Below are 24,311 nucleotides of genomic sequence, written 5' to 3'. Positions count from 1 at the left end.
ATGGATGCGCCGAAGCGCCACTTCTCGATGGCTGGAAAGCTCGCGCTGCTGCTGTTCGCGGCAATGCTCGGCGCCGTCGGGTTGTGCGCGCTGCTGATCGACTGGCTGGGCAATGCGCTGCTCGGCGCGAGCCTCACGCTGGTGCTGTGTGCGCTGGTCGCGCCGTTGATCGCGCAGCGCTACCTCGCGCGGCAGCTGAGCCTGTTCCGCGCGCTCTCCGGTTCGGTCGCCAGTTTCCGCGACGGCGATTTCAGCTTCAGCGTCACGCGCCGCTCGCACGACGAGCTCGACGATCTGGTGGAAGCGCACAACGAACTGGGACGTGTGCTGCGCGACGAGCGCCAGTCGCTGTTCCAGCGCGAACTGCTGCTGGATACCGTGGTGCAGAACACGCCGACCGCGCTGCTGCTGATCGAAAGCCGCGGCGCCATCGTGTACGGCAACCTCGCCGCGCGCCAGCTTTTCCACGACGGCCGCAAGGTCGAGGGCCTCAAGTTCCCGCAGCTGATGGAGCACACGCCGGCGCCGCTGCGCGAAGCGCTCGGCGAAGGCCGCGACCGGCTTTTCAGCTTCGAACACGCCGGACAGGAAGAGACCTACCACCTCGCGCGCCGCGACTTCCATCTCAACGGCCGCGTGCACACGCTCTACATGTTCAAGCGCCTCACGGCCGAGTTGAACCGGCAGGAAGTGGCGACGTGGAAGAAGGTGATCCGCGTGATCAGCCACGAGCTCAACAATTCGCTGGCGCCGATCACGTCGCTGGCGCATTCCGGTGCGGAACTGCTGCGTCGCGAGGATTACGAGAAGCTTGGCCGCATTTTCGAAACCATCGAGGAACGCGCGCGGCATCTGCATGGTTTCCTGCGTGGCTATTCCAGCGTCGCCAAGCTGCCGGTGCCCGAACTCGAATCGGTGGACTGGGCGCCGTTCCTGTCGCGACTGCAGCAGCATTACGGTTTCCATCGCGGCCCGATTCCGAGCGAACCGGCGCGCTTCGACGCGGCGCAGGTGGAACAGGCGCTGATCAACGTGCTGAAGAACGCGCACGAGTCGGGTTCGAACGAAGGCGACGTGACGCTGAGCGTGCGACAGATCGGTCGCGTGGTGCGCGTGGAAGTGAGCGATCGCGGGCCGGGCATGTCGGACGCGGTGCTCGCCAATGCGCTGGTGCCGTTCTATTCCACCAAGCGCACCGGCAGCGGTCTGGGCCTGGCGCTGGCGCGCGAGATCTGCGAAGCCCATGGCGGCCGCATCGGCCTGGCCAATCGCGATGGTGGCGGGCTGACGGTGAGTTTGACGCTGCCGGTGGAGTAGCTCACAGGTTCCCCGTTCCCCCTGCCCTGAGGCTGCGGCCGCTACTCCTTCAACTTCTCGTGCTCGTCCGGCTCGAGCCCGGGTATGTAACGCGGCTTGGGCTGCGGCAGCAGGAAGAAGGCGATGCAGAGCAGCGCGACGGCCACGCCGACGCGCGGCGCCACGACCGCGACGGGAACCGCGACGATCTGGACCAGCGCCGCGATGCCGTAGCGGCGCGTCATCTGCCGGAGGAAATCGGGCGCAAGCCGCTGGTCCATGACGCGTCGACCGGGCATTCCGTAGAACCACTTCGCCATCCAGGTGCAGGCGGTCACGGCCAGGCCGGCGACGAGGATCACCGACGCGACCGGCTCGAAGTCGGTGCCGTAATGGAAGCACCAGACGCGCACCGGATACGGAATGACGACTATGGCCAGCAGGAACAGCAGGTTGATCACGCCGAACCAGTGATCGCTCTTCGCGTAGATCCGCCCCGAGTAATGGTGCTGGATCCAGTAGGCACCGATCACGACATAGCAAAGGCCCAGCGCGAGGAATTCGCGCCACTGTTCGGCGATCGCACTGACAAGGTCGCTGTAGCCGTGCGCTCCCTCGGGCGATCCGGGAACCTTGATCTCGACGATCAAAAGCGTCAGCGCGATGGCGAACACCGCATCGCTGAATCCCTCGAAGCGGCTGAGTCCGCGCTCGGCACCGTGCGTGTGCGAGCCGGTGTGCTGGCTGCCTTCCTTGCGAAGCATCATCTGGAAACCGTCCGGCTCTTGGGCCTCACGAGCCCGGCACCTTGGCCGCAAGCACGTCGACCTTCTCTATCGACGGCGGCGAGGAGAACAGTTCGTCGGCCTTCGCCATGAGGGCAGCGGCCACCTTGCCGTCCAGATGTGCCTGGCGACCCGACTCATCGGGAAACGCATCGAAAATGCCGAACGTCGAGGGCCCCAGGCGAATGCCGAACCAGGCCGTCGTGGCGGGCTCGGCCTGGACCAGTGGAAGCCCGCTCAGCAGGAACTTCTCCACGTCGTTCTCTTTTCCGGGTTTTGCTTCCAGGCGGACGAGCAACGCTACTTTGATCATGGCGCGTCTCCTCGGTTGGGAGCCGCCCACCCTACGCCCCTGGTCCGTGAAGTCCGCGCCGGATTCACTCACGTCGCTGACGAACGAACGGGAGGCATCGCACTGAGGCGCATCAATGGCGCATTTGCTGGCGCTGTGCCCGCGCGATCGCGCCGTCAACTGACGGCGCGACGGCAACGACCTCTTCTGTTGAATCGCGAACATGCCGCCGACGAGCCCGCTTCGATCGACGCGTCGCCCACCATTGGCGGGAGAAGAAGCGGTGAGTCGCATACGGATGCACCGTCAACGATCACGTAGGGATCGCTGTCGCAGCGCCCACATGTTGTCCACGAGGTTTGGATAGCGTCGTCCGGCGGCAGCGGCGCGTTCCCGGGCAGCCTTGATTTCAGCGGCCGTCAACGAGGTGCGCGCTTTCTTGCCCGGCGGGGCCTTGCGCTTCCACGGGGGTTGTCTGGCCGCCATGTTCCTCGCATCGAAGTAGACAGATCGCACGCCAACGCGGCGGTCCGACGCCTGGGCGGCGTCGTGGCCATAATGAACCCGATCACTGTCTGCTACTTCGGTAGTTCTACCGTCCTCGCGTTGCGCCCTGCGACATCCGAAGAAGGGCCCGGTCGGGCCCTTCTCTTCGGCTGCTCGCTTCCGAGCGACGGCGTGTCACGCAGTCGGCACGGTGCCGCCATCGATGGTGTATTCCGCGCCCGAGATGGACTCGGCCCGCGGAGAGACCAGGAACGCGATGAGGTCGGCCACTTCGCTGGGCTTGGCCGGGCGCCCCAGCGGAATCCCGCCCAGTGCCTGCATGACCATCTGCCTGGCGCCTTCATAGTCGGTGCCCGCGTTGGCCGCGATGCCTCCGAGGAAATCAACCGAAGCTTCCGTCTCCACCCAGCCCGGCGAGACGCGGACCACGCGCACGCCCTTGGGCGTCACTTCCTTCGACAACGCCTTGCTGTAGGTCGACAACGCCGCCTTGGCCGCCGCATAGGCGATGGTGGCGTCGTGCAGCGGCAGTACGCGTTGTATCGACGTCACATGCAGGATCACGCCCGATTCCTGCGCGATCATCGCCGGCAGCACCGTGCGATCCATCCGCACGGCCGACATGAGGTTCAAGTCGAGCGCCTTGGCCCACTCGTGGTCGTCCAGCCTGGCGAAACCGCCCGCCGGCGCAGACGATCCGCCCGCCACGTTGATCAGGATGTCGATACCGCCGAGATGGCGCCCGGCCGCGTCCACCGCCGCGCGCACGCCGACGGCGGTTGGAAGATCGGCGGCTACGTAGTGCACATTCTCGATCGGCTGCTTCGGTTGCGAACGTGCAGTCGCCACGACGCGTGCATCGAGCCGGGACAGCAGTTCGACCACGGCCGCGCCGATACCTCGCGTGCCGCCGGTGACGACGACGCGCTTTCCCGCCAGTTGGAGGTCGAAGTTCATGGCGAGATCTCCAGCGACGCGATCCTGCCGCGCTCGAGGATGAAGGCGTAACGCAGGTCTACCGGGCTGCCCGGAAAGTTGCCCGATACCCGGCTGGTGACGAGGTAGCGGTGTCCTTGCGTCTGCAGCGTGTGGGGCTGCGCGGTGTAGGTGTACCTGGCGGTCGCCTCGTTCTTCCAGGCCTCGATTTCGGCGGCGCCCGAATGGGTCTTGCCTTCGTCCAGCACGACGCCTTCCTTGGTGAAGCAGCGGGCGACGGCCTGGCCGTCGTGGCGCTCGGCATCGAAGTAGGCCGCGATCGGCTCGGGCAGGTCCAGGTCTCTCATTGCAGTGCTCCGTGGGTGGGGTACGGAGCCAGACTGATGCGTCGTGCCAGGTTAGAGAATCACCTATGATCCGATCAGGCCATGTAGCGAACGGTGCACAATGCGCGGCTCTGATTTCGCGGAACTCAAGGCCTTCGTGGCCGTCGTCGATCGGGCCAGCTTCGCCCGGGCCGCCGATCACCTGGGACTGTCGCGATCCGCGCTCAGCCAGACCATTCGCCAGCTCGAATCCAGGCTGGGCGTGCGTCTGTTGAATCGCACGACGCGCAGCGTGTCGCCGACCGAACCCGGACGTCGCCTGCACGAGCGGATGGCGCCGCTCCTGCGCGACATGGACGACGCGGTCGCGCAGGCGGTGGGCGCGAATGCGCGCGCCGCGGGAACGTTGCGGATCAACACACTGAGCATGGCGGCGAAGAAGGTGATCGCGCCGCGGCTGGGGCGTTTCGTGCACGCGCATCCGGATGTCGTCCTCGACATCGTCATCGAAGACGGCCTCAGCGATATCGCAGGCGAAGGATTCGACGCGGGCATCCGCGTGGGCGCGCGGTTGCAGAAGGACATGGTGGCGGTGCGGCTCACACCGGACTTTGAACTGCTGGCGGTGGCGTCGCCCGACTATCTCGCGAAGCACGGCGAGCCGAAGACGCCCGATGACCTGCATCTCCACGCCTGCATCAACTGGCGCTTCCCCGGCAGCGGGAAGATCGCGGGGTGGGAGTTCAAGAAGAAAGGCAAGACGGTCGAGTTCTTCGGCGAGGGCATGGTGATCGCGAACCATCAGGACATCGTCGTTCCCGCCGCGCTGCAGGGGCTTGGCGTGCTGTACGCCTACAACGATGACGAGATCGCCGAAGCGCTGCGCGACGGCCGCCTCAAGCGCGTTCTCGCCGACTGGTCGCCGACCGTGCCCGGGCTCTATCTCTACTACTCAAGCCGTCGGCACATGTTGCCCGCGCTGCGCGCGTTCATCGACTGCCTGCTTGATCGGGATATCGGGCAGGAGAGCTGACGCCTTCGTCCGAAAACTGCCTTGTAGCCCGGCTAAGCGAAGCGCACCCGGGTGCAATTCGAATACGACCGATGTGCTCAGGGTTCAGACGCGTTGATCGTAGCCTCGATGCGATGGCCGTCCGGATCGATGAGGAAAGCGGCGTAGTAGTGATCGCCGTAGTCGGGCCGCAGGCCCGGTGCACCGTTGTCGCGGCCGCCGATCTTCAGAGCGTCGCTGTGGAACGCCCGCACAGCCGTCCTCGACGCCGCCGCAAACGCCAGATGAAACCCGTCGCTAGGCGGTTGCGCCTTCTCCCGCAGCTTCAGACAGAGCAGGTCCTCACCGTCGACGAGGCCGTAACCGATGGCGGTTTCGTCCTCGAACACGCGCCTGAATCCAAGCGCGCCCAGGGCCGCGTCGTAGAACCTTCCAGCCAGGTTGAGATCCCGCACGCCGATGGAGATGTGATGCAGCATGTTCGAAGGACCCTGAATTGAATCGGCGCCAATCTCGGAACGGCCGGATGTCGGCTCGGCAGGAAGCGGATGTCTGTACCCGGTCAGGCGCGCGCGATGAGCACGAAGTCTTCAGCGGTATCGACGGTGTAATGCACGAGACCGCCGAAGTCGGTATCGACCATGATGCCTTCGCCAAGATACGCCCAGCCTTCCTGCCCGGGGAGATACCTCCCCGTGTCCATCGAAGCGATGACCTTTCCGCGATATTTCGTGGCGATCTGGATGATGTCGCCTGGCTCGATATCGACGCCATCCATGTATTTCATGCCCTGTCTCCGCGATGTCGGCCAATGTACGGTGCGGGTCGACACCGGACATTACCAGCGGCCACCTCTCCCAGGCGCCGTGGGGCCCGGCAACCCCCAAAGCCGGACATCGGTCGCCGGTTACTGTAGAAGGCGGATCAGGGCCCTTCGATACGAGGGGGCGATTGCGCAGGCTCGCGCCACCATTCGCGGGCACAACCAAGGGGTGAGGCATGAGAAGGATGTGGATGGCGTTGGCGGTGGGCGCGTTGATCGCGGGTCCGGTGGCGGCACAGGTGCCGACCGGCAAGATGGGTCCGCTGCGTCCTGACCAGCAGCGCTTCTTCGAGCTCTACAAGGAACTGGTGGAGACCGACACCTCGGTCACCACCGGCAGTTGCACGCAGGCCGCCGGGCAGATCGCCGCGCGCCTGAAGGCAGCAGGCCTTGCCGACGACCAGATCACGCTGTTCTCGGTGCCCGAGCACCCGAAGGAAGGTGGGCTGGTAGCCGTCTATCCCGGCACGTCCAGCACGCTCAAGCCGATCCTGCTGCTGGCGCACATCGACGTGGTGGCGGCCAAGCGGGCCGACTGGGTGCGCGACCCGTACACGCTCGTCGAGGAGAACGGCTACTACTACGCGCGAGGCATCGCCGACGACAAGATGATGGCCGCGACCTGGGCCGACACGCTGATCCGCTTCAAGCAGGCCGGCTACAAGCCGGCGCGCACGGTCAAGATCGCGCTGACGTGCGGCGAGGAGACCGACACCGCGTTCAACGGCGCGCAGTACCTGGCCAACCACAAACGCGATCTGATCGACGCGGCCTTCGCCCTCAACGAAGGCGGCGGTGGCGATACCGATGGCAAGGGGCACCTGGTCGCACAATCGATCCAGGTGGGCGAGAAGACCTACCAGGACTACAAGCTGGTCGCGACCAATCCCGGCGGACACAGCTCGCAACCCGTGCGCGACAACGCGATCTACGCGATGTCCGAGGCCTTGCTGAAGGTCGGCGGGCACGAGTTCCCGACCGAGTTCAACGACACGACCCGCGCCTTCTTTGCGCGCGCCGGTGCGGCGCGCAAGGATGAGTTGGGTGCCGCGATGGCGGCGTTGGCGAAGGATCCCGGTGACGCAAGGGCGGAGGCGGTCGTCAACACCGACAAGGGCTTCCACTCGATGCTGCGCACGACGTGCGTGGCGACGATGATCAACGGCGGGCACGCGGTCAATGCACTTCCGCAGCGGGTCGAAGCCAACGTCAATTGCCGCATCTTCCCCGGCCATACGCCGGCGGAGATCAAGGACGCGCTGGTGGGAGTCATCGGCAATCCCGCCATCTCGATCGATCTCGCACGCAAGGACAAGCCCCTGGCCAAATCGCCCGCGCTCGATCCGGCGATCATCGGTCCGATGGAAACGTTGAGCGCGAAGTACTTCCCCGGCGTGCCGGTGATCCCGTCGATGTCGACCGGCGCGACTGACGGACTCTACATGTCGGCTGTGGGGATCCCGACCTACGGCGTGCCCGGCATGTGGGGCGATCCCGACGGCAATGGCGCGCATGGGCTCAACGAACGCCTGGAAGTGCGTTCGGTGTATGTCGGGCGCGATTATCTGTTCGACCTGGTCAAGGCGTTGGCGCAGTAACGGAATAGCCGGTCCCCCGACGCGCAAGAACGGAGACAGAGGCCCGCCAACGGCGGGCCTTCTCTATTGCGAAGACGGAAGCCCTGCTCGGCGCTGTCGAAGATCCAGCGCGAGGCCAACGACATCACCTTCCGCTAACACTTGCGGGAGCCTCCTATGCCGACCGCCGCCCGGGCGGTCCTTGTGTATTCCCCCGGTTTCCTCTGCTGAAGGAGAAGGTCCGTGAATACGAGACTGGCCAGGCTGGCCGCGATGTCGTTGTGCATGTCGCTGACGTTCTTGACGCTCTCATGCTCCCGCGACGGCGGGCGACAAACCGAACAAACCGAAACAGTGCAGAAGCAGGAGGCGCCTGTCCAAGGCCCTGGAGCACTGAGCGACAAGGAAGTGGTCGATATCGCGACCGACGCATACATCTACGGCTATTCGCTGATCACCACCGAAGTCACACGGGTGCAGATGTCGAATGTCGCCAAGGCCGACGCCCTGCACGCGCCGCCTAACCAGTTCGCGAATGTTCCGCGTTATCCACCCGGCGACTACCGAGGCGTATCGGCGCCGAACGCGGACACGCTTTACTCGGTCGCGTGGGTCGACCTGCGCAACGAGCCGATGGTCTTCAGTCATCCCGACATGGGCAAACGCTTCTTCCTGTTTCCGCACTACAGCCTGTGGATGCCCGTCGTCGCGTCACCAGGCAGCCGCACAATGGGTGGCAAGGCCGCCGACATCCTGATCAGCGGGCCCGGCTGGAGCGGACAGGTTCCTGCCGGCATGGAACACGTGAAGTCGCCCACGCAACATCTGGTCATCCTTGGGCGAACCTATGCCGATGGCACCGAGGCGGACTACAAGGCCGTCAACGCGTTGCAGGCCCAGTACAAGCTCGTGCCGCTATCTGCGTTCGGCAAACCGTATACCTACACCGCACCGCCGGTTGATCCGAACCCCGGCTTTTCGATGACGGACAAGCCGCAGAAGATCATCGACGAGATGGACCTCTCGACTTACTTCGGGATGATGGCGCGTCTGATGGGCACTACCGCACCGCCTGCGCCGGAGGACGGCGCGATCGTTGCCCGCATGGCCAAGATCGGCTTGGAGCCCGGCAAGCCGTTCGACATCGGCAAACTGTCGCCCTCTGCGCAGGCTGCGCTGAAGGATGTCACCAGGACGGCGCAGCAGAAGATCTTTGCACGGCGGGAGACGTCGGGGACCAAGCAGAACGGGTGGTTCATTCCAGCAGCGGCCGGGACATACGGAACCGATTATCTCCAGCGTGCACTGATCGCCGCGTTTGGATGGCCTGCCAATCTCCCGGAGGACGCGATCTATCCCTACGCGTTGACCGATGGCAATGGTGAAACCCTCAACGGCGCGAATTCCTACACGCTGACATTCCCGAAAGACCAGACACCTCCGGTCAACGGCTTCTGGTCGATCACGATGTACATCGACGATGGAGGCTGGTGGTTCAATCCGAACCCGCTCGACCGGTTCACCATCAGCATGCGCAACAAGCCGAAGTTCAACGACGACGGCTCGTTGACCTTGTACTTCCAGAACAAGTCGCCGGGCAAGGACAAGGAAAACAACTGGCTGCCGGCGCCGCAAGGCAAGTTCATCCTGATGTTGCGCACGTACTGGCCGAAGGACACGCCGCCATCGATCCTGCCGCCGGGCAAGGGCACGTGGCAGCCACCGCCGGTGGTCAAGGCGGCGAATCCGACGCCGTAGGTTCCACTGCGTCGGCGTGAGGAACAACCGGACGGCCCGGACATGGGCCGTCCTGTACCACGCGGAATCGGAGCGACGTTGTTCTCCCATGTCCGCGATCGAAAACGTCGGACCATGGGTCCGCGAATGGGAAGCCCGACGATGAGCAACGATTTGCGATCGTTCGCGACTGCTGTCATGGCCCTGTGCATGGCGGGTGCACCGCTTGCATCCCACGCGCAGCAAAGCGAAGCGTGGGAGTGGACCATCGCGCCCTACCTCTGGGCGCCGAGCATCGCAACAGACCTGCGCACCGGTCAGCCACCCGCAGAAACCGATTCGGCATTCTCGGACATCATCGACAAGATCGATGGCGCGTTCCTGATACATGCCGAGGGACGGGGCGATCACTTCGGTGCGTTCGCCGATTACATCTTCCTTGGCCTGGCGGACGACAGGCAGTTCCCGCGCGTCGCGACCCGGTCCGATCTGGATTCGCAGCTGTTCGAGTTGGCCGCCTTCTGGAGTCCGGGCGAAGAGCGCTCCCATGGGCTCGATGTGTTCGGCGGCCTGCGTTACGTCGACGTGGACCTCAAGGTCAGGTTCGATCCCATCAATCCGGTCTTCTCCCCGTCGGAGCGCAGCATCGACAAGTCCTACAGCGACTTCATGCTCGGAGCGCATTACACGTGGGCGTTGTCCGATCGCTGGCAGCTCACGTTGCGCGGCGACGGCTCGTTCGGAGAAACCGAAGGGACGCACAGCGCCAGTGCCGTGGTCCGCTACCACGTGAAGCATGGCGCGTGGATCGTCGGCTACCGATACCTGGCGATAGAGGTCGAGACCGGCGGCAACAATACCGATATCACGTTGAGCGGTCCGCTCGCCGGGTTCGAGTTCGCTTTCTGAAAGATGTGGCGCCAACGCATCGGTTCGCGCAACGGTTGATCCAGGCGCAGCGTTGTATCGCTGAACGGGGATCCATCAACAAATGGGCCCACCAGGATTCGAACCTGGAACCAAGGGATTATGAGTCCCCTGCTCTAACCGTTGAGCTATAGGCCCGTGGGCTGCGGAGTTTAGCAGCCGACGCGGCTGGGCCGGCGCGCGAGGGTTCGCGCGCCGGCGATTTTCAGCGGCTGGACATCGAGTACGGGCGCTGCGACGGGTCGGTCGCCCAGGTCTTGTTCGGCTGCGCCTGCATGGTGAAGCGCAGTTCGCCGCCGGCCATGATCTCGTCGTGGCGAAGGAACGCGCGCTCCAGTGGCTTGCCGTTGAGCGTGGCGGTGCCGATGTAGAGATGCGCGTCGTCCAGGCCGTCGGCGATGACGGTGAAGCGCTTGCCGTTCGGCAGGTTCAGCGTGGCGCGCGGCATGAACGGACGGCCGATGACGTACTCGTTGCTGCCCGGCGCGACGGGATAGAAACCCAGCGCGGTGAACACGTACCACGCCGACATCTGGCCGAGGTCGTCGTTGCCGGCGAGCCCGTCGGGGCGCGGCGCGTACTGCGTCTTCATGATGTTGCCAAGGCGCGCCTGCGTGCGCCACGGCTGGCCCGCGTACGCGTAGAGATACGCGACGTGGTGGCTGGGCTCGTTGCCGTGCGCGTACCAGCCGATCAGGCCGGTGATGTCTTCCATGTGTTCGAAGATCTTCGGATCGACCTTCGCGTCGAACACCGCGTCCAGGCGCGCGAGCAGCTTGTCTTCGCCACCGTGCGCGGCCGCGAGGCCGGCGACGTCCTGCGGCACGTACCACGAGTACTGCCACGCGTTGCCTTCGGTGTAGTCGGTGCCGTAGCCGCTGGCGCTGGGGTCGAAGGGTTCGCGGAAGCTGCCGTCGCGCTTGCGTGCGCGCATGAAGCCGGTGGATTCGTCGAACGCGTGCTGCCAGTTGGCGGCGCGCTTGCCGAATTGCTTCGCCACGTCGTCGCGTCCCATCTCGCCGGCCATGCGCCAGATGGTCCAGTCGTCGAACGCGTATTCCAGCGTCTTCGATGCTGCTTCGCCTTCCTCGTCGATCGGCACGTAGCCCAGCTGCATGTACTGCGCAATGCCGTCGTACGGGCCGTAGCTTGCGCTGGCGACCATCGCGTCGAGCGCTTCGTTCGCGTCGTAGCCGCGAATGCCCTTCATGTACGCGTCGGCGATCACTGGCACCGCGTGGTAGCCGATCATGCACCACGTCTCCAGGCCGTGGAACGCCCACACCGGCAGCACGCCGTATGCGCTGGCGCGGCGCGAGGCGAGCAGCGAATTGACGAAGTCGTTGGTGCGCTGCTCGGGCTGCACGATGGTGAGCAGCGGATGCAACGCGCGGTACGTGTCCCACAGCGAGAACGTGGAGTAGTTCGTGAAGCCCTTCGCCTGGTGCACGGCGTTGTCGGGGCCGCGATAGCGACCGTCGACGTCCATGAACAGCGACGGCCCCATCAGCGTGTGGTACAGCGCGGTGTAGACGCTGCGGCGCATCGGTTCGGGCGCATCGACGTCGAGCGCGGACAGCGCCTGTGTCCATTGCGCCTTCGCATCGGCACGCACGGCGTCGAAGTCGAAGCCGGGCACTTCGGCGTCGAGATTGGCGATGGCGCCTTCCTCGCTCACCGGCGAGATCGCGACCTTCACGATCATCGACTCGCCCTGCGCCGCGGCGAAATCCAACGCACCGACAAGCTGGCGTCCTTCGATCTGCGCACGCTGGCGCGGGTCCTTCTCCCCCGGCGGCGGGAAGCCCTTGTAGACGACGTTCTCTTCGGTGTCGTGGAACTGCTGGCCGCTCACCGGTTTGGAAAAGCGCATCGCGAAGTACAGCTGGCGACCCGGCGCCCAGCCGCGCGTTTCGCGGAAGCCCGTCAGCGTGCCGTCGGGACGCAGTCGCAGTCGCGACCACTGCACCTTGCCGGGGTAGTCGTACATGCTGGTGCGCAGGTCGACGAGCACGTGCGCGGGCTTGCCCTTCGGGAACGTGTAGCGATGCACGCCGACGCGCGGGCTCGCGGTGAGTTCGGCGCGGATGCCGTAGTCCTGCAGCGTCACGGCGTAATAGCCGGGTTCGGCGCGTTCGTCCTTGTGGTCGAAGCGCGAGGTGTAGCCGCTGCCGGGCTTGTCGACGTCGCCGCGTTCGAGCTTCACCTCGCCCGCGATCGGCATCACCAGCACGTCGCCCAGGTCCGAGTGCCCGGTGCCGGAGAAATGCGTGTGCGAGAAGCCGACGATGGTGTGGTCGTCGTAGCGATAACCCGCCGCCCAGCCGTAGCCTTCCTTGCGCGATTTGATCTGCGTGTCGGGGCTCAGCTGCACCATGCCGAAGGGGACCGTCGCGCCGGGGAAGGTGTGTCCCTCGCCGCCGGTGCCGATGAAGGGATCGACCGAGGCATAGGCCTTCGCGCCCGCGCCGGGCGTGGCTGCGGCCGCAAGCCCGCTGGCGAGCGCCAGCGCGGCGCCGGCCAGACGCAGTGAATGGGAACGGGCACGACGGGACATGGGCGCTCCTGGAGTGGGAATCTGACGCGGGCGGGCCGCGCATTTGGATCGGTCTAAACGCCGGACCGTACCACGGCTCCGCATCGGGCCTCATGCTGCAGCGCAGGATTGCGCCGGGCGGCTGCCTTCCGCAGGATGCCCGATTTAGACCGATCCAAATCCCGGAGCCCGCCCGTCCATGCCCCTCCCCGCCGCTCGCGGCCGCGTCACGCTGACCGACATCGCCGACGCCTGCGACCTGTCGCGCGCGACGGTGTCGCTGGTGCTGCGCGGCAGCCCGCTGGTGAACGCGCAGACACGGGCGCGGGTAGAGGCCGAGCTCAAGCGGCAGGGGTACGTCTATCACCGCGGCGCGGCGAACCTGCGGCGCAAGGCGTCGAACACCGTCGCGCTGGTGATCAACGACCTGTCGAACCCGTTCTTCGCCGAGTTCGCGGCCGGCGTGGACGAAGCGCTGGGCGCCGCCGGTTACGTCACGCTGCTGGGCAGCACGGGCGAGTCGAGCGAACGCCAGCAGGCGGTGCTCACCTCGCTGCTCGAGCACGATCCGGCCGGCATCATCCTCTCGCCCGCCGAAGGCAGCGATGCGGCGCGGCTGCGTCCGCTGCTCGCATCGCGCACGCCGATGCTGGTGTTCAACCGCACGCTCGGCGACGAATGGGATTACCTCGCGCTCGACAACGCACGCGGGGCGCGCCTGGCGACGGAACACCTGCTCGCGCAGGGCCATCGCCGCATCGCGTTCTTCGGTGGACATGGCGAGTCGAGTTCGTGCTCGGAACGTCGAAAGGGATGGCATGCCGCGCTGACGGACGCGGGCATCGCACCGGAACCGCAGTGGATCGTCGAATGCGCGCCGACGCGACTGGAAGCCGCGCGGCAGACGGGCGCGCTGTTCGTGCGCGATCCCGCGCCGACGGCGGCGGTCTGCTACAACGACGCCGTCGCGCTGGGCTTGATCGCAGGCCTTTCCACACGCGGGCGACGCGCCGGTCACGACTTCGCGGTCACCGGCTTCGACGACATTCCCGAAGCGTCCGTAAGCGCGCCGCCGCTGACGACCGTCGCGGTCGATCCGCGCGCGCGCGGCCGCCAGGCGGCTGAGTTGATCCTGCAGCGTCTGCAGGACCCGTCGACGCCCGCCATCACCACCATCGCGCCCGTGCAACTGCACGTGCGCGCGAGCAGCCAGTCCACCTTGTCCGGAGATGCCGCATGAGCGGTCGCCCCCTATTCCATCGCGCTGCCATCGCGGCGTTCATCCCGACGATCGCGGCGGCGACGCGCGCATGATCGCAGCCGTGCAACGCAAGGCGATCGTGTGTTTCGGCGAGGCGCTGATCGACTTCCTCGCGCTTCCCGCACTGCAGGGCAACCCGCGCCATTTCGTCGAGTACGCCGGCGGCGCGCCGGCCAACGTCAGCGCCGCGGTCGCGCGCATGGGCGGCAACGCGCGCTTCGTCGGCATGCTCGGCGTGGACATGTTCGGCGAGTTCCTGATGTCGCAGTTGCGCGCCTTCGGCGTGGATACGCGCTTCACCGCGCACACCAGCGCGGCGCGCACCGCGCTGGCGTTCGTGTCGCTGGATGAAGAAGGCGAGCGCAGCTTCAGCTTCTACCGCCCGCCCGCGGCGGACCTGCTGTTCCGCGTCGAGCATTTCCGCACCGAATGTTTTCTCGATGCGGCCGTGCTGCACGTGTGCTCCAACAGCCTGACGGAAGCCGACATCGCGCAGACCACCGTCGCCGGCATGCAGCTGGCGCGCGAACACGGCGCGCTGGTGAGCATGGACCTCAACCTGCGGCCCTCGTTGTGGCCGGAAGGCGTGGATCCCGCGCCGCGTTTGTGGGAAGCGCTCGCTGAAGCCGATGTCGTCAAGCTGTGCCGCAGTGAAGCGGATTTCCTGATCCGTCGCGCGGGGCATCACGACGCGATGCTGCAGCGCCTCTGGCAGGGACACGCGCGACTGGTGCTGATCACCGACGGCGGAAAGCCGGTGCGCTGGTACACGCGCGCCACGAAGGGCGAGGCGCCGACGTTCCGGGTTTCCGCCGTCGATACGACTGCCGCAGGCGATGCCTTCGTCGCCAGCCTGCTGCTGCGACTGGTGGAACTGGGCGTGGACGCGGGCAACTTCGAGGACGCGATCGCGGACGAGGCGACGATCCTCGACGCATTGCGCCACGGCGCCGCCGCAGGTGCGCTGACGGCGACGAAACACGGCGCGTTCGCCGCGATGCCGACGCGCGAGGACATCGAAACCCTTTTCCGGAACGACGCATGACGACCCTGCACACGACGGAACCCGACTTCCGCAGCGACGCCTTCCTGCGCGCGCACATCGCCGACACGATGGCGTTCTACCATCCGCGCGCGATCGATCCGAAGGGCGGCTTCTTCCATTACTTCCGCGACGACGGCAGCGTCTATGACGCGTCGCATCGCCACCTCGTCAGCAGCACGCGCTTCGTCTTCAACTATGCGATGGCGGCGCGCGAGTTCGGCAATGCGGAGTACCTCGACGCCGCGCGCCACGGCCTGCGTTACCTGCGCGACGCGCATCGCGATGCATCCACGGGCGGCTACGCGTGGACGATCCGCGACGGCGTGCCCGAGGACCGCACGAACCACTGTTACGGTGTCGCGTTCGTGCTGCTGGCGTATTCGACGGCATTGAAGGCCGGCATCGACGAGGTGGCACCGTGGATCGACGAGACCTGGCAGCTGCTGGAGTCGCGCTTCTTTGATGCGGACGCAGGGCTGTATCGCGATGAAGCTGACGCGGAGTGGAACTTCTCCGACTACCGCGGACAGAACGCGAACATGCACATGTGCGAGGCGATGCTCGCCGCGTACGAGGCGACGAAACAATCGCGTTTCCTCGACCGCGCATTGCTGCTCGCCGACGGCATGACGCGGCGCCAGGCCGCGAAGGCCGGCGGGCTGGTCTGGGAACACTACGATCGCGACTGGAACGTCGACTGGGATTACCACCGCGACGATCCGAAGCACCTGTTCCGTCCATGGGGCTATCAGCCCGGCCATCAGACCGAATGGGCGAAGCTGCTGGTCATCCTGGACGGCCATCTGCGCGAACGCGGCACGCCGGCCGACGGTCTGATCGACACCGCACGACATCTCTTCGACACGGCCGTGCGGCGCGCGTGGGACGCGGAGTTCGGTGGCCTCGCGTACGGCTTCGGCTTGGCGCCGGAGTTCGCGGTGTGCGACGACGACAAGTATTTCTGGGTGCAGGCCGAGTCGCTGGCCGCGGCCGCGCGACTTGCCGATGCGACGGGCGACGTTGCCTACTGGGACTGGTACGACCGGCTGTGGGCGTACTCGTGGCGGTATTTCGTCGATCACGAGCATGGCGCGTGGTATCGCATCCTCGATCGCCGCAACCGCAAGTACAGCGACGAGAAGAGTCCCGCCGGCAAGACCGATTACCACACCATGGGCGCGTGCTACGACGTCCTGGCCGTCCTTCGTCATCGCGGAGAGAACTGATGCGCCTGCACGCTGCGTTGCTGTCCCTGCTGCTGGTTCCCACTCTCGCCATCGCCGCCGAACCCGCGACGAAAGGCGCGGAGCCGTCCGCGTCGTTCAGCGACAAGCGCGCCGCACGCAGCGCGGAGGAAGTGAAGGCGCAGTTCCTGCACGCGTGGCGCGGGTATCGCGAATACGCGTGGGGCCACGATGCGCTCAAGCCACTGACCAACGCGCCATCGGACTGGTACGGCGAGTCGCTGCTGATGACGCCGGTCGATGCGCTCGACACGATGATCCTGATGGGCCTGGACCGGGAGGAGGCGGAGGCGCGCGAGTTGATCGCGACGAAGCTGTCGTTCGATCGCGACCTGGACGTAAAGCATTTCGAAGTCGTGATCCGGCTGCTCGGCGGCCTGCTGTCGGGCTACCAACTGACCGGCGACCAGCGCCTGCTCGCGCTTGCGAACGACCTCGGCACGCGACTGCTGCCGGCGTTCGATTCGCCCACGGGCCTGCCGTACGTCTACGTCAACCTGCGCACCGGCAAGGCACACGGCAACGAGAGCAATCCCGCCGAGGCCGGCACGCTGCTGCTGGAATACGGCACGCTCAGCAAGCTCACCGGCAACCCGGTGTTCTATGAGAAGGCCAAGCGCGCGCTCGTGGAAACCTACAAGCGTCGTTCGAAGATCGGCCTGGTCGGCGAGCGCTTCGACGTCACCACGGGCGAGTGGACGAACAGGCGCAGTCACGTCGGCGCGCGCATCGACTCGTACTACGAGTACCTGTGGAAGTGCTGGACGCTGTTCGGCGACGAGGACTGCCACGCGATGTGGAAGGAGAGCATCGCCGCGGCCAACCGCTATTACCCGGAAGAAGTCGACGGCGCGCTGTGGGTGGGCCACGTCGACATGGACAGTGGTGAACGCGTGGCCAGCCGCTACGGCGCGCTCGATGCGTTCTGGCCGGGACTGCTGGCGTTGTCGGGCGATGTCGCGCAGGCGCGCCGCCTGCAGGATTCGTCGTTCAAGATGTGGCGCAAGTGGGGCATCGAGCCGGAGGCGTACGACTATCGCAAGGGCGAAGTGACGTCGGCGGGATATCCGCTGCGCCCGGAGATCATCGAATCGGCGTGGTACCTGCACCGCCTGACCGGCGATGCCAAGTACCGCGCGATGGGGCGCGAGATGTTCGACGACTTCGTCCGCTACACGCGCACCGATTCGGGCTTCGCGGCGCTCGACAGCGTGATCACGAAGGACAAGGACGACGACATGGAAAGCTTCGTGCTCGCCGAGACCTTCAAGTATTTCTACCTGCTGTTCGCGCCGCCGGAAACGCTGGATCCGTCGAAGGTCGTGCTGACCACCGAAGCGCATCCGCTGCGGCGGACGTGGTGAGGATCACTCGATCACGCCGGCCAGCGCGAGCCCGATGACGATCGGCACCAGCACCACCAGCACGGCGAGGCAGCACAGCAGCCCGACGCCGACGGCGCGCCAGTTCGAGTAGGTGCGATCGCTGGCCTCGTACTCCGCGATGCGATCGCCCTGGAAGCGCTTCGCGATATGCGAGGCGGCGAACAGCTGCGGGATCGTGAAGACCATCGCCGGCACGTTTTCGGGCAGGACGTACACGAGTGCGAGCACGAGCGCGCACGCAATGGCGCCGTAGGTCAGTGCCTGGCGCGCACGCGCGTGATCGCCCAGCGCGCGGTAGTTGCGCGACATCAGCCAGCCGGTCGCCAGTGGCGTGCCCATGAACGTGCCCAGCACAATGCCCGAGACCCGGTACAACCGGGCGCCTGGTGCGGGCACCGCGACTGCCACCGACGCCGTGGCCGGGCTGCGGTACGGATTCGTGTCTTCCATCGGATTCCCCATGCATGACCGCCCCCCGCGGCCGGATCCGAGCTTACCGCCAGCGCCACGCTGCTGACAGCACGCTGTCAGTCTCTCCCGCCCATGCTGTGCGTCCCAACCGAAGGAATCTCGCATGGACACGAAGACCAACGACATCGCCGCAGTAGCCAACCGCCTCGTCGAACTCTGCCGCACCGGCCAGTACGACCAGGCGCAGCAGGAGCTTTACGCCGAGGATGCCGTGAGCATCGAAGGTAGCGGGCAGGACGCCGGATCGATCACGCGCGGCATGGCGGCGATCCGCGAGAAGGGCAGGCAGTGGGCCGACAACCTCGTCGAGGTGCACGGCGGCAGCGTGAGCGATCCGGTCATCGCCGATGGCTGGTTCAGCGTCGCGATGGGGCTGGACGCGACCTACAAGGACATGGGTCGCGTGGCGATGAAGGAGATCGCGGTGTACCAGGTGCGCGACGGCAAGATCACGCACGAGCAGTTCTTCTACAACACCGACAAGTCGTAACGCAGCGGCCGGGCCGATCGCGCCGCGGAGGTCGCCATGAACGCGAAGTCGACCACGCCTTCCACGAACAACGGCTGGAAGACCTGCAGCCGCGGGCACAAGTACCGCGGCGCCGGGCCCTGCCCGATCTGCTGGCCCGGTGGCGCGAAAAGGCGCGCATCGAAAACCACGAAGCCCCGCTGAGCGGGGCTTCGTGGTGACACATCGGCGGTGTTGCCGCGTCAGTCGATGTCGAGGAACGAACGCAGCTGTTCCGAACGGCTCGGGTGACGCAGCTTGCGCAGCGCCTTGGCTTCGATCTGGCGGATGCGCTCGCGCGTGACGTCGAACTGCTTGCCGACCTCTTCCAGCGTGTGGTCGGTGTTCATGTCGATGCCGAAGCGCATGCGCAGCACCTTGGCTTCGCGCGGCGTGAGGCCGGCGAGGACATCGCGCACGGTCTCGGTCAGGTTGATGTTGGTGGTCGCCTCGACCGGGGACTCGATGTTCGTGTCCTCGATGAAATCGCCCAGATGGGAATCCTCGTCGTCGCCGATCGGGGTTTCCATCGAGATCGGTTCCTTGGCGATCTTCATGACCTTCCGGATCTTGTCCTCCGGCATGTCCATTTCCTTCGCCAGCTCTTCCGGAGTCGCTTCGCGGCCGTACTGCTGCAGCATCTGGCGGCTGATGCGGTTGAGCTTGTTGATCGTCTCGATCATGTGCACCGGGATACGGATGGTGCGCGCCTGGTCGGCGATCGAACGCGTGATAGCCTGGCGGATCCACCACGTGGCGTAGGTCGAGAACTTGAAGCCGCGGCGGAACTCGAACTTGTCCACGGCCTTCATCAGGCCGATGTTGCCTTCCTGGATCAGGTCGAGGAACTGCAGGCCGCGGTTGGTGTACTTCTTGGCGATGGAGATCACCAGGCGCAGGTTCGCCTCGACCATCTCCTTCTTCGCCTTGCGCGCCTTCGCCTCGCCATAGGCCATCTGGCGGGAGATGTCCTTGATGTCGGCCAGCGTCAGGTAGGAGGACTTCTCGATCTCCATCGTCGCCTGCTGCTCGGCGATGATCTGGTCCTTCACCTCGCGCAGGCCCGACGACCACTTCTGCTTGCGCTTGAGCAGCTCGTCCACCCATTCCAGGTTGGTCTGGTTGCCTTCCCAGGCGCGGATGAAGTCCTTGCGCGGCATCTTGGCCACACGCGTGGACAGGTCGAGGATGCGGCGCTCATGATCCTTGATGCCGTTGACGACTTCGCGCAGGCCACGGACCAGCACGTCGGTCAGCGGCAGCGGCAGCTTGAAGGTCACGAAGATGGCGGCCATGTCCTCGCGCAGCTTCAGCACCGACTTGTGCGCGGCGCCGTGCTTGGCGTAGGCCTTGAGGAACTTCTGGTAGTTGTCGGCCAGCGCTTCCATGCGTGCGGCGACTTCGACCGGATCTGGGCCGCTGACCACTTCCTCGGTTTCGCCTTCCGCGACTTCTTCTTCGTCCTCGTCGGATTCGGCGTCGCTGTCGGCAGCTTCGACCACCACCGGCGCCGGCGGCTCCGGCACTTCGTCCAGATGGTCGTTGAAGCCGACGATGATCTCGGCCAGGCGCTTCTTGCCGGCCTTGTGCTGTTCGTAGTCGTCCAGGATCGAGGCGATCGTCGCCGGGAACACGCCCAGCGAGGCCTGCACCTGGCCGAGGCCTTCCTCGATGCGCTTGGCGATCGCGATTTCGCCTTCGCGGGTGAGCAGCTCGACCGTGCCCATCTCGCGCATGTACATGCGCACCGGGTCGGTCGTACGGCCACCTTCGCCGTCCAGCGCGGTCAGCGCGGCGGCGGCTTCTTCGGCGGCGGTGTCGTCGACTTCACGGTTGCCCGTGCCGCCGTCGGCGAGCAGCAGCGTTTCGGCATCGGGGGCCACTTCGTGGACCTCGATACCCATGCCGTTGATCATGCCGATGATGTCTTCGATCTGCTCGGCGTCGACAAGGTCGTCGGGCAGGTGGTCGTTGACCTCGGCATAGGTCAGGTAGCCCTGCTCCAGGCCCTTGCTGATCAACTGCTTGATATCGGAGGAGGGGGGCTGACGTTCGTTGGCCATGTGCTGCGCCACCGCGCTAATGGGAAGGGATGGGAACGTTCCAGTATATCAGGCCGGACCGGTCGGGTTGGCCATCAGGACCGCAGGAGGAAGGTGACCGGGCCGTCGTTGACCAGGCTGATCACCATATGGGCACCGAACCGCCCCGTTTCCACCCCCCCGGAATGTTTTTGCCTGCAGATGCCGACCAGTCGGCTGAACAACGGTTCAGCCACCTCCGGCGCCGCGGCGGTGCTGAAGCCCGGACGCATGCCGCTGCGGGTGTCCGCGGCCAGGGTGAACTGGCTCACCAGCAGCAGGCCGCCGCCGGTGTCGGCCAGGCCCAGGTTCATTCGGCCACCCTCGTCGGCGAATACACGGTATCCGAGCAGGCGGCCGGCCATCCGCGCGATCTGGGCGTCGCCGTCGCCGGGCTCGACGCCCACCAGCGCGAGCAGGCCGGGACCGATCGCCCCCACGACTTCGCCGTCCACCCGGACGCTGGCTTCGGTCACACGCTGGATCAGGGCGAGCATGGGGTTCCGTGGCGGGTGGATGGAGCGCCGATGCTGTGGGCCGCGGCACTGCGGGGTCAACCGGCGCCGACGATGCCCCCGTTAGACTGAATGGATGAACCGTTTCGCCGCACGCCTGCTGTACTTCGTCGCCGCCCTGATCGGCCGCCTGCCCTGGCCGGTGCTGCTCCGCCTGGGCGATGCGCTGGCGGCGTGGTGGCGCTGGCGCGACGTCCGCGAGAGCCGCGTCGCGCGGATCAACCTCGAACTCGCCTACCCCGACCTGCTGCCCGCCGAGCGCGAAACGATGCACGCGGCGATCCTGCGCACGACCGCGCGACAGGTGCTGGAAACCATCCGCCTGTGGACCCGCCCGCACGCCGAGAACCTGCGCCTGCTGCGCGAACAACACGGCACGGCGCTGATGGACGAGGCCATCGCCTCCGGCCGGGGCGTCATCATCGCCGCGCCCCACCACGGCAACTGGGAACTGCTGAACCAGTGGCTGGCGTGGCGCACGCCGCTGGCGATCCTCTACCGCCCGCCGGAGTCGGACGTCGTCGAACACTTCCTCAACCTCGTGCGTGCCGATCATGAGCAGTCGGACGCAGGGGAACGCGTCACGCAGGTCCGCGCCGAAGGCCCGGCGATCCGGCAGTTGTTCAAGCGCCTCAACGATGGCGGCGTCGTCGGCATCCTGCCCGACCAGCAGCCCAAGGCCGGCGACGGCGAGTTCGCGCCGTTCTTCGGCGTGCAGGCGCTGACGATGACGCTGCTGGGGCGGCTCGCCTCGCGCACCGGCGCCACCGTGCTGTTCGCCTGGTGCGAGCGCGTGGACACGCACGCCGGCCATCCGGGCTTCGCGCTGCATATCCAGCGCGCGCCGGCGGCGGTGTCCGATCCGGATCCAAAGATCGCAGTGGCGGCGCTCAACGCCGCGGTCGAGGCGATCGCCCGCCGCGATCCCGCGCAATACCAGTGGACCTACAAACGCTATACGCTCAGGCCGCCGGGTTCGGGGGAAGAGAACCCGTACTGGAACCGCTGACGGCACGCGCCGTCGCGAACGCGCAACGGAGCGACACGATGGCCGACCACGACGAAGCCGCCGCGGCGGTCACACCGCCCGCCGACTGGCATCCCCTGCCCGATCGCGCGCGGCTGCCGAGCATGCTCACGCCGATGCTGCCCTTCGCCATCCCGGGGCTGGTGGCGGGCTTCGTGCTGGCGGGCGTGTTCGACCTGTGGCTCGCGCCGCCCATGCTCGCGCTGGTCGGACTGGCCACCGGAGCGTGGATCGGCCTGAAGCACTATCGAAGCACCTTCTGGCGGCTGGATGCCGACGGCCTGGCCGTGCGCCGCGGCCGGATGTGGCAGCGCGAAACCCGCGTGCCGGCCACGCGCGTGCAGCACCTGGACATCAAGCGCGGCCCGCTCCAGCGCCAGCGCAACCTCGCGACGCTGATCGTGCACACCGCCGGCACGCGCCACAGCGCGGTCACCGTGCCCCATCTGGATGCCGGCGACGCCGAGCGCCTGCGCGATCTGCTCGCGCGCCCCATCGAAGCGAACGATGCCGATGACGACGCCTGACGCGCCATCGCCCGACGCCGCCCCGGACGCGACGGTCGCGGCCGAGCGTCGCCTGCACCCGATGTCGTGGCTGTTCGTGCTGGTCCAGCAGCTGAAGCAGTTCGTGCTGCCGCTGGTCGCGCTGCTGGTGTTCGGGCGCGGCGACCGCAACGAGCTGTGGCCGCTGATCGGCGTCGCGGTGCTGGTCGTGCTGTCGCTGTGGCAGTACTTCACCTATCGCTACGGCGTGGCCGGCGACCGGCTGGTGGTCCGCAGCGGCCTGTTCGAACGCAGCCTGCGCGTGATCCCGTTCGCGCGCATCCACAACGTCGCGCTGCAGCAGTCCGCGCTGCACCGCGTGTTCGGCGTGGCCGAAGTGCGCCTGGAATCGGCCGGCGGCAGCAAGCCCGAAGCGCAGATGCGCGTGCTCAAGCTCGAAGACGCGCTCGCGCTGGAAGCGCTGGTGCGGCACCGCGGCGCGACGGCCACGGAGAGCTCTAGCGAACCCGAATCGACCACGCTGCTCGCGCTTCCCTTCGGCGAGATCGTGCGGCTCGGGCTGGTGTCCAACCGCGGGCTGGTCGTCGTCGCGGCGGCGTTCGCCGCCATCGTGCAGATCAGCCAGCGCGCAGTGATGGACACGTTCCGCTCGGTCGGCAAGTGGCTCTTCGGCTTCGCCGGCGAGCATCACTTCGGGCTGATGCAGTACGTCGTGTCCGCGCTGGCGCTGGTGCTGTTCGCCATCCTCGTGCTGCGCGGGTTCTCGATCCTGCTGGCGTTGCTGCAGTACCACGGTTTCCGTCTGAGCGAGATCGGCCGTCGGCTGACCGTCGAACGCGGCCTGCTGGCGCGCTGGCGCACCAGCGCGTCACGTCGGCGCATCCAGGCCTGGACGTTGCATGAGGGCACGCTGCATCGGCTGTTGAAGCGCCGCAGCCTCGACGTCGACACCGCCGTCGCCGAGGAACACCAGCAGCAACGTGCGTTGCGCGAACTGGCGCCGATCGCGACCCCGGCCGACTGCGATGCGCTGATCGAACACCTGCTACCGCGCGCAGGCTGGACGCAGCTGGACTGGCGCGCGTTGCCCGCGTCGAACTGGTGGCGACTGGTGTTGCCGACGATTCCGGTCGTCATTGCGATCACCATCGCCGCGAGCTGGCGCTTCGGCGCATGGGGCCTGCTGACGCTGGCGTGGCTGCCGTGGGCGGCCTTCGTCGCGCATCGTCGCGCGCGGCGCATGGCGTACGCGGCCAACACGGAGATCGTCGCCGTGCGCGAGGGCTGGTGGACGCGCCACTGGCGTTTCGCCGAACTGGACAAGCTGCAGGCGCTGCAACTCGCGCGTTCGCCGCTGGATCGCCGCTGCGGCACCGCGACGCTGCATCTGGACACCTCGGGCGCAGGCGCGCTGTCGCCGCCGCTGCGCGTGCGCTTCCTGCCGCACGAGGACGCGCTGGCGCTCTACGCGTCGCTGTCGCGGACGCTCGCGCGGCGGCCTCTGCGTTGGTGAT

The 24,311-nt window shown here is 66.6% G+C and carries 24 protein-coding genes and 1 tRNA gene; 13 read left to right on the top strand and 12 right to left on the bottom strand.

Annotated features, from left to right (window positions below):
* Positions 1 to 1,317 (top strand): sensor histidine kinase, encoded by a 1,317-nt coding sequence (locus GOY17_RS01635; protein ID WP_115841915.1) that lies wholly within the window; start codon positions 1 to 3, stop codon positions 1,315 to 1,317.
* 41 nt (positions 1,318 to 1,358) lie between these two features.
* Here GOY17_RS01635 and GOY17_RS01630 read toward each other — a convergent pair whose 3' ends face one another.
* The 5 genes from GOY17_RS01630 to GOY17_RS01615 all read right to left on the bottom strand — a co-directional run bounded on the left by GOY17_RS01630 (position 1,359) and on the right by GOY17_RS01615 (position 4,163).
* Complete coding sequence (locus GOY17_RS01630; protein WP_198173773.1) at positions 1,359 to 2,063, bottom strand: TMEM175 family protein; 705 nt, start codon at positions 2,061 to 2,063, stop codon at positions 1,359 to 1,361.
* Between the two features lie 25 nt (positions 2,064 to 2,088).
* Complete coding sequence (locus tag GOY17_RS19115; RefSeq protein WP_425482280.1) at positions 2,089 to 2,667, bottom strand: putative quinol monooxygenase; 579 nt, start codon at positions 2,665 to 2,667, stop codon at positions 2,089 to 2,091.
* Between the two features lie 12 nt (positions 2,668 to 2,679).
* Positions 2,680 to 2,859 (bottom strand): hypothetical protein, encoded by a 180-nt coding sequence (locus GOY17_RS18685; protein ID WP_198173772.1) that lies wholly within the window; start codon positions 2,857 to 2,859, stop codon positions 2,680 to 2,682.
* A 195-nt stretch (positions 2,860 to 3,054) separates the two neighbouring features.
* Positions 3,055 to 3,837, bottom strand: coding sequence for an SDR family oxidoreductase (locus GOY17_RS01620; RefSeq protein ID WP_157029015.1), 783 nt, complete (start codon positions 3,835 to 3,837; stop codon positions 3,055 to 3,057).
* A complete protein-coding gene (locus tag GOY17_RS01615) occupies positions 3,834 to 4,163 on the bottom strand; it encodes a nuclear transport factor 2 family protein (RefSeq protein ID WP_157029014.1) in 330 nt (109 codons plus the stop codon). Before GOY17_RS01615 ends, GOY17_RS01620 begins: the two co-directional genes overlap by 4 nt.
* A gap of 100 nt (positions 4,164 to 4,263) precedes the next feature.
* Between GOY17_RS01615 and GOY17_RS01610 the strand changes: the two genes are divergently transcribed.
* Positions 4,264 to 5,175, top strand: a complete 912-nt coding sequence (locus tag GOY17_RS01610; RefSeq protein WP_157029013.1) for a LysR family transcriptional regulator — start codon at positions 4,264 to 4,266, stop codon at positions 5,173 to 5,175.
* 77 nt (positions 5,176 to 5,252) lie between these two features.
* On the opposite strand, the gene GOY17_RS01605 is transcribed toward GOY17_RS01610, so the two are convergent.
* Both GOY17_RS01605 and GOY17_RS01600 read right to left on the bottom strand, forming a co-directional pair.
* Entirely contained in the window at positions 5,253 to 5,633 is a 381-nt protein-coding gene (locus tag GOY17_RS01605; protein ID WP_157029012.1) for a VOC family protein, read from the bottom strand.
* A gap of 83 nt (positions 5,634 to 5,716) precedes the next feature.
* Positions 5,717 to 5,941, bottom strand: a complete 225-nt coding sequence (locus tag GOY17_RS01600; protein ID WP_157029011.1) for a hypothetical protein — start codon at positions 5,939 to 5,941, stop codon at positions 5,717 to 5,719.
* Between the two features lie 212 nt (positions 5,942 to 6,153).
* On the opposite strand from GOY17_RS01600, the gene GOY17_RS01595 reads away from it, so the two are divergent.
* The 3 genes from GOY17_RS01595 to GOY17_RS01585 all read left to right on the top strand — a co-directional run bounded on the left by GOY17_RS01595 (position 6,154) and on the right by GOY17_RS01585 (position 10,200).
* Positions 6,154 to 7,575, top strand: a complete 1,422-nt coding sequence (locus GOY17_RS01595; protein WP_198173771.1) for a M20/M25/M40 family metallo-hydrolase — start codon at positions 6,154 to 6,156, stop codon at positions 7,573 to 7,575.
* A gap of 222 nt (positions 7,576 to 7,797) precedes the next feature.
* The gene (locus GOY17_RS01590) at positions 7,798 to 9,312 is read left to right on the top strand and encodes a DUF1254 domain-containing protein (RefSeq protein ID WP_198173770.1); all 1,515 of its coding nucleotides are present in this window, start codon (positions 7,798 to 7,800) and stop codon (positions 9,310 to 9,312) included.
* 141 nt (positions 9,313 to 9,453) lie between these two features.
* The gene (locus GOY17_RS01585; protein ID WP_157029010.1) at positions 9,454 to 10,200 is read left to right on the top strand and encodes a hypothetical protein; all 747 of its coding nucleotides are present in this window, start codon (positions 9,454 to 9,456) and stop codon (positions 10,198 to 10,200) included.
* An 83-nt stretch (positions 10,201 to 10,283) separates the two neighbouring features.
* On the opposite strand, the gene GOY17_RS01580 is transcribed toward GOY17_RS01585, so the two are convergent.
* Together GOY17_RS01580 and GOY17_RS01575 are read right to left on the bottom strand one after the other, a co-directional pair.
* Positions 10,284 to 10,356: transfer RNA gene (locus GOY17_RS01580), tRNA-Ile, on the bottom strand.
* Positions 10,357 to 10,423: 67 nt separating this feature from the next.
* Positions 10,424 to 12,775: a GH92 family glycosyl hydrolase gene (locus GOY17_RS01575; protein ID WP_157029009.1), complete on the bottom strand. Its 2,352-nt coding sequence runs from the start codon at positions 12,773 to 12,775 to the stop codon at positions 10,424 to 10,426.
* Positions 12,776 to 12,953: 178 nt separating this feature from the next.
* On the opposite strand from GOY17_RS01575, the gene GOY17_RS01570 reads away from it, so the two are divergent.
* The 4 genes from GOY17_RS01570 (at position 12,954) to GOY17_RS01555 (ending at position 17,668) form a co-directional block, all read left to right on the top strand.
* Complete coding sequence (locus tag GOY17_RS01570) at positions 12,954 to 13,994, top strand: LacI family DNA-binding transcriptional regulator (RefSeq protein WP_157029008.1); 1,041 nt, start codon at positions 12,954 to 12,956, stop codon at positions 13,992 to 13,994.
* A gap of 70 nt (positions 13,995 to 14,064) precedes the next feature.
* Entirely contained in the window at positions 14,065 to 15,060 is a 996-nt protein-coding gene (locus tag GOY17_RS01565) for a carbohydrate kinase family protein (RefSeq protein WP_157029007.1), read from the top strand.
* A complete protein-coding gene (locus tag GOY17_RS01560) occupies positions 15,057 to 16,286 on the top strand; it encodes an AGE family epimerase/isomerase (RefSeq protein WP_157029006.1) in 1,230 nt (409 codons plus the stop codon). The genes GOY17_RS01565 and GOY17_RS01560 overlap by 4 nt, the downstream gene beginning before the upstream one ends.
* A complete protein-coding gene (locus GOY17_RS01555) occupies positions 16,286 to 17,668 on the top strand; it encodes a glycoside hydrolase family 47 protein (protein WP_157029005.1) in 1,383 nt (460 codons plus the stop codon). Before GOY17_RS01560 ends, GOY17_RS01555 begins: the two co-directional genes overlap by 1 nt.
* Positions 17,669 to 17,671: 3 nt before the next feature.
* Here GOY17_RS01555 and GOY17_RS01550 read toward each other — a convergent pair whose 3' ends face one another.
* Entirely contained in the window at positions 17,672 to 18,139 is a 468-nt protein-coding gene (locus GOY17_RS01550) for a hypothetical protein (protein ID WP_157029004.1), read from the bottom strand.
* Between the two features lie 124 nt (positions 18,140 to 18,263).
* Between GOY17_RS01550 and GOY17_RS01545 the strand changes: the two genes are divergently transcribed.
* Positions 18,264 to 18,650, top strand: a complete 387-nt coding sequence (locus GOY17_RS01545) for a SnoaL-like domain-containing protein (protein ID WP_157029003.1) — start codon at positions 18,264 to 18,266, stop codon at positions 18,648 to 18,650.
* A 221-nt stretch (positions 18,651 to 18,871) separates the two neighbouring features.
* Here the strand turns inward: GOY17_RS01545 and rpoD are convergent, their stop codons facing one another.
* Positions 18,872 to 20,731: an RNA polymerase sigma factor RpoD gene (gene rpoD, locus GOY17_RS01540; protein ID WP_115842656.1), complete on the bottom strand. Its 1,860-nt coding sequence runs from the start codon at positions 20,729 to 20,731 to the stop codon at positions 18,872 to 18,874.
* A gap of 74 nt (positions 20,732 to 20,805) precedes the next feature.
* Positions 20,806 to 21,246, bottom strand: a complete 441-nt coding sequence (dtd, locus tag GOY17_RS01535) for a D-aminoacyl-tRNA deacylase (protein WP_157029002.1) — start codon at positions 21,244 to 21,246, stop codon at positions 20,806 to 20,808.
* Between the two features lie 94 nt (positions 21,247 to 21,340).
* Between dtd and GOY17_RS01530 the strand changes: the two genes are divergently transcribed.
* The 3 genes from GOY17_RS01530 to GOY17_RS01520 are packed head-to-tail and all read left to right on the top strand — an operon-like array spanning position 21,341 to position 24,310.
* The gene (locus GOY17_RS01530; protein WP_157029001.1) at positions 21,341 to 22,273 is read left to right on the top strand and encodes a lauroyl acyltransferase; all 933 of its coding nucleotides are present in this window, start codon (positions 21,341 to 21,343) and stop codon (positions 22,271 to 22,273) included.
* Positions 22,274 to 22,311: 38 nt separating this feature from the next.
* Entirely contained in the window at positions 22,312 to 22,818 is a 507-nt protein-coding gene (locus GOY17_RS01525) for a PH domain-containing protein (RefSeq protein ID WP_157029000.1), read from the top strand.
* Positions 22,805 to 24,310 carry a PH domain-containing protein gene (locus tag GOY17_RS01520; protein ID WP_157028999.1) on the top strand — a complete coding sequence of 502 codons (1,506 nt, stop codon included), beginning with the start codon at positions 22,805 to 22,807 and terminating at the stop codon, positions 24,308 to 24,310. The genes GOY17_RS01525 and GOY17_RS01520 overlap by 14 nt, the downstream gene beginning before the upstream one ends.
* The last annotated feature ends 1 nt before the right edge of the window (position 24,311 follow it).

Origin of the sequence: Lysobacter soli (assembly GCF_009755585.1) — a bacterium.
Classification (GTDB): Bacteria; Pseudomonadota; Gammaproteobacteria; order Xanthomonadales; family Xanthomonadaceae; genus Lysobacter_J; species Lysobacter_J soli.
The sequence above is the reverse complement of the archived record's forward strand: the minus strand, read 5'-3'. Positions and strand labels throughout refer to the sequence as shown.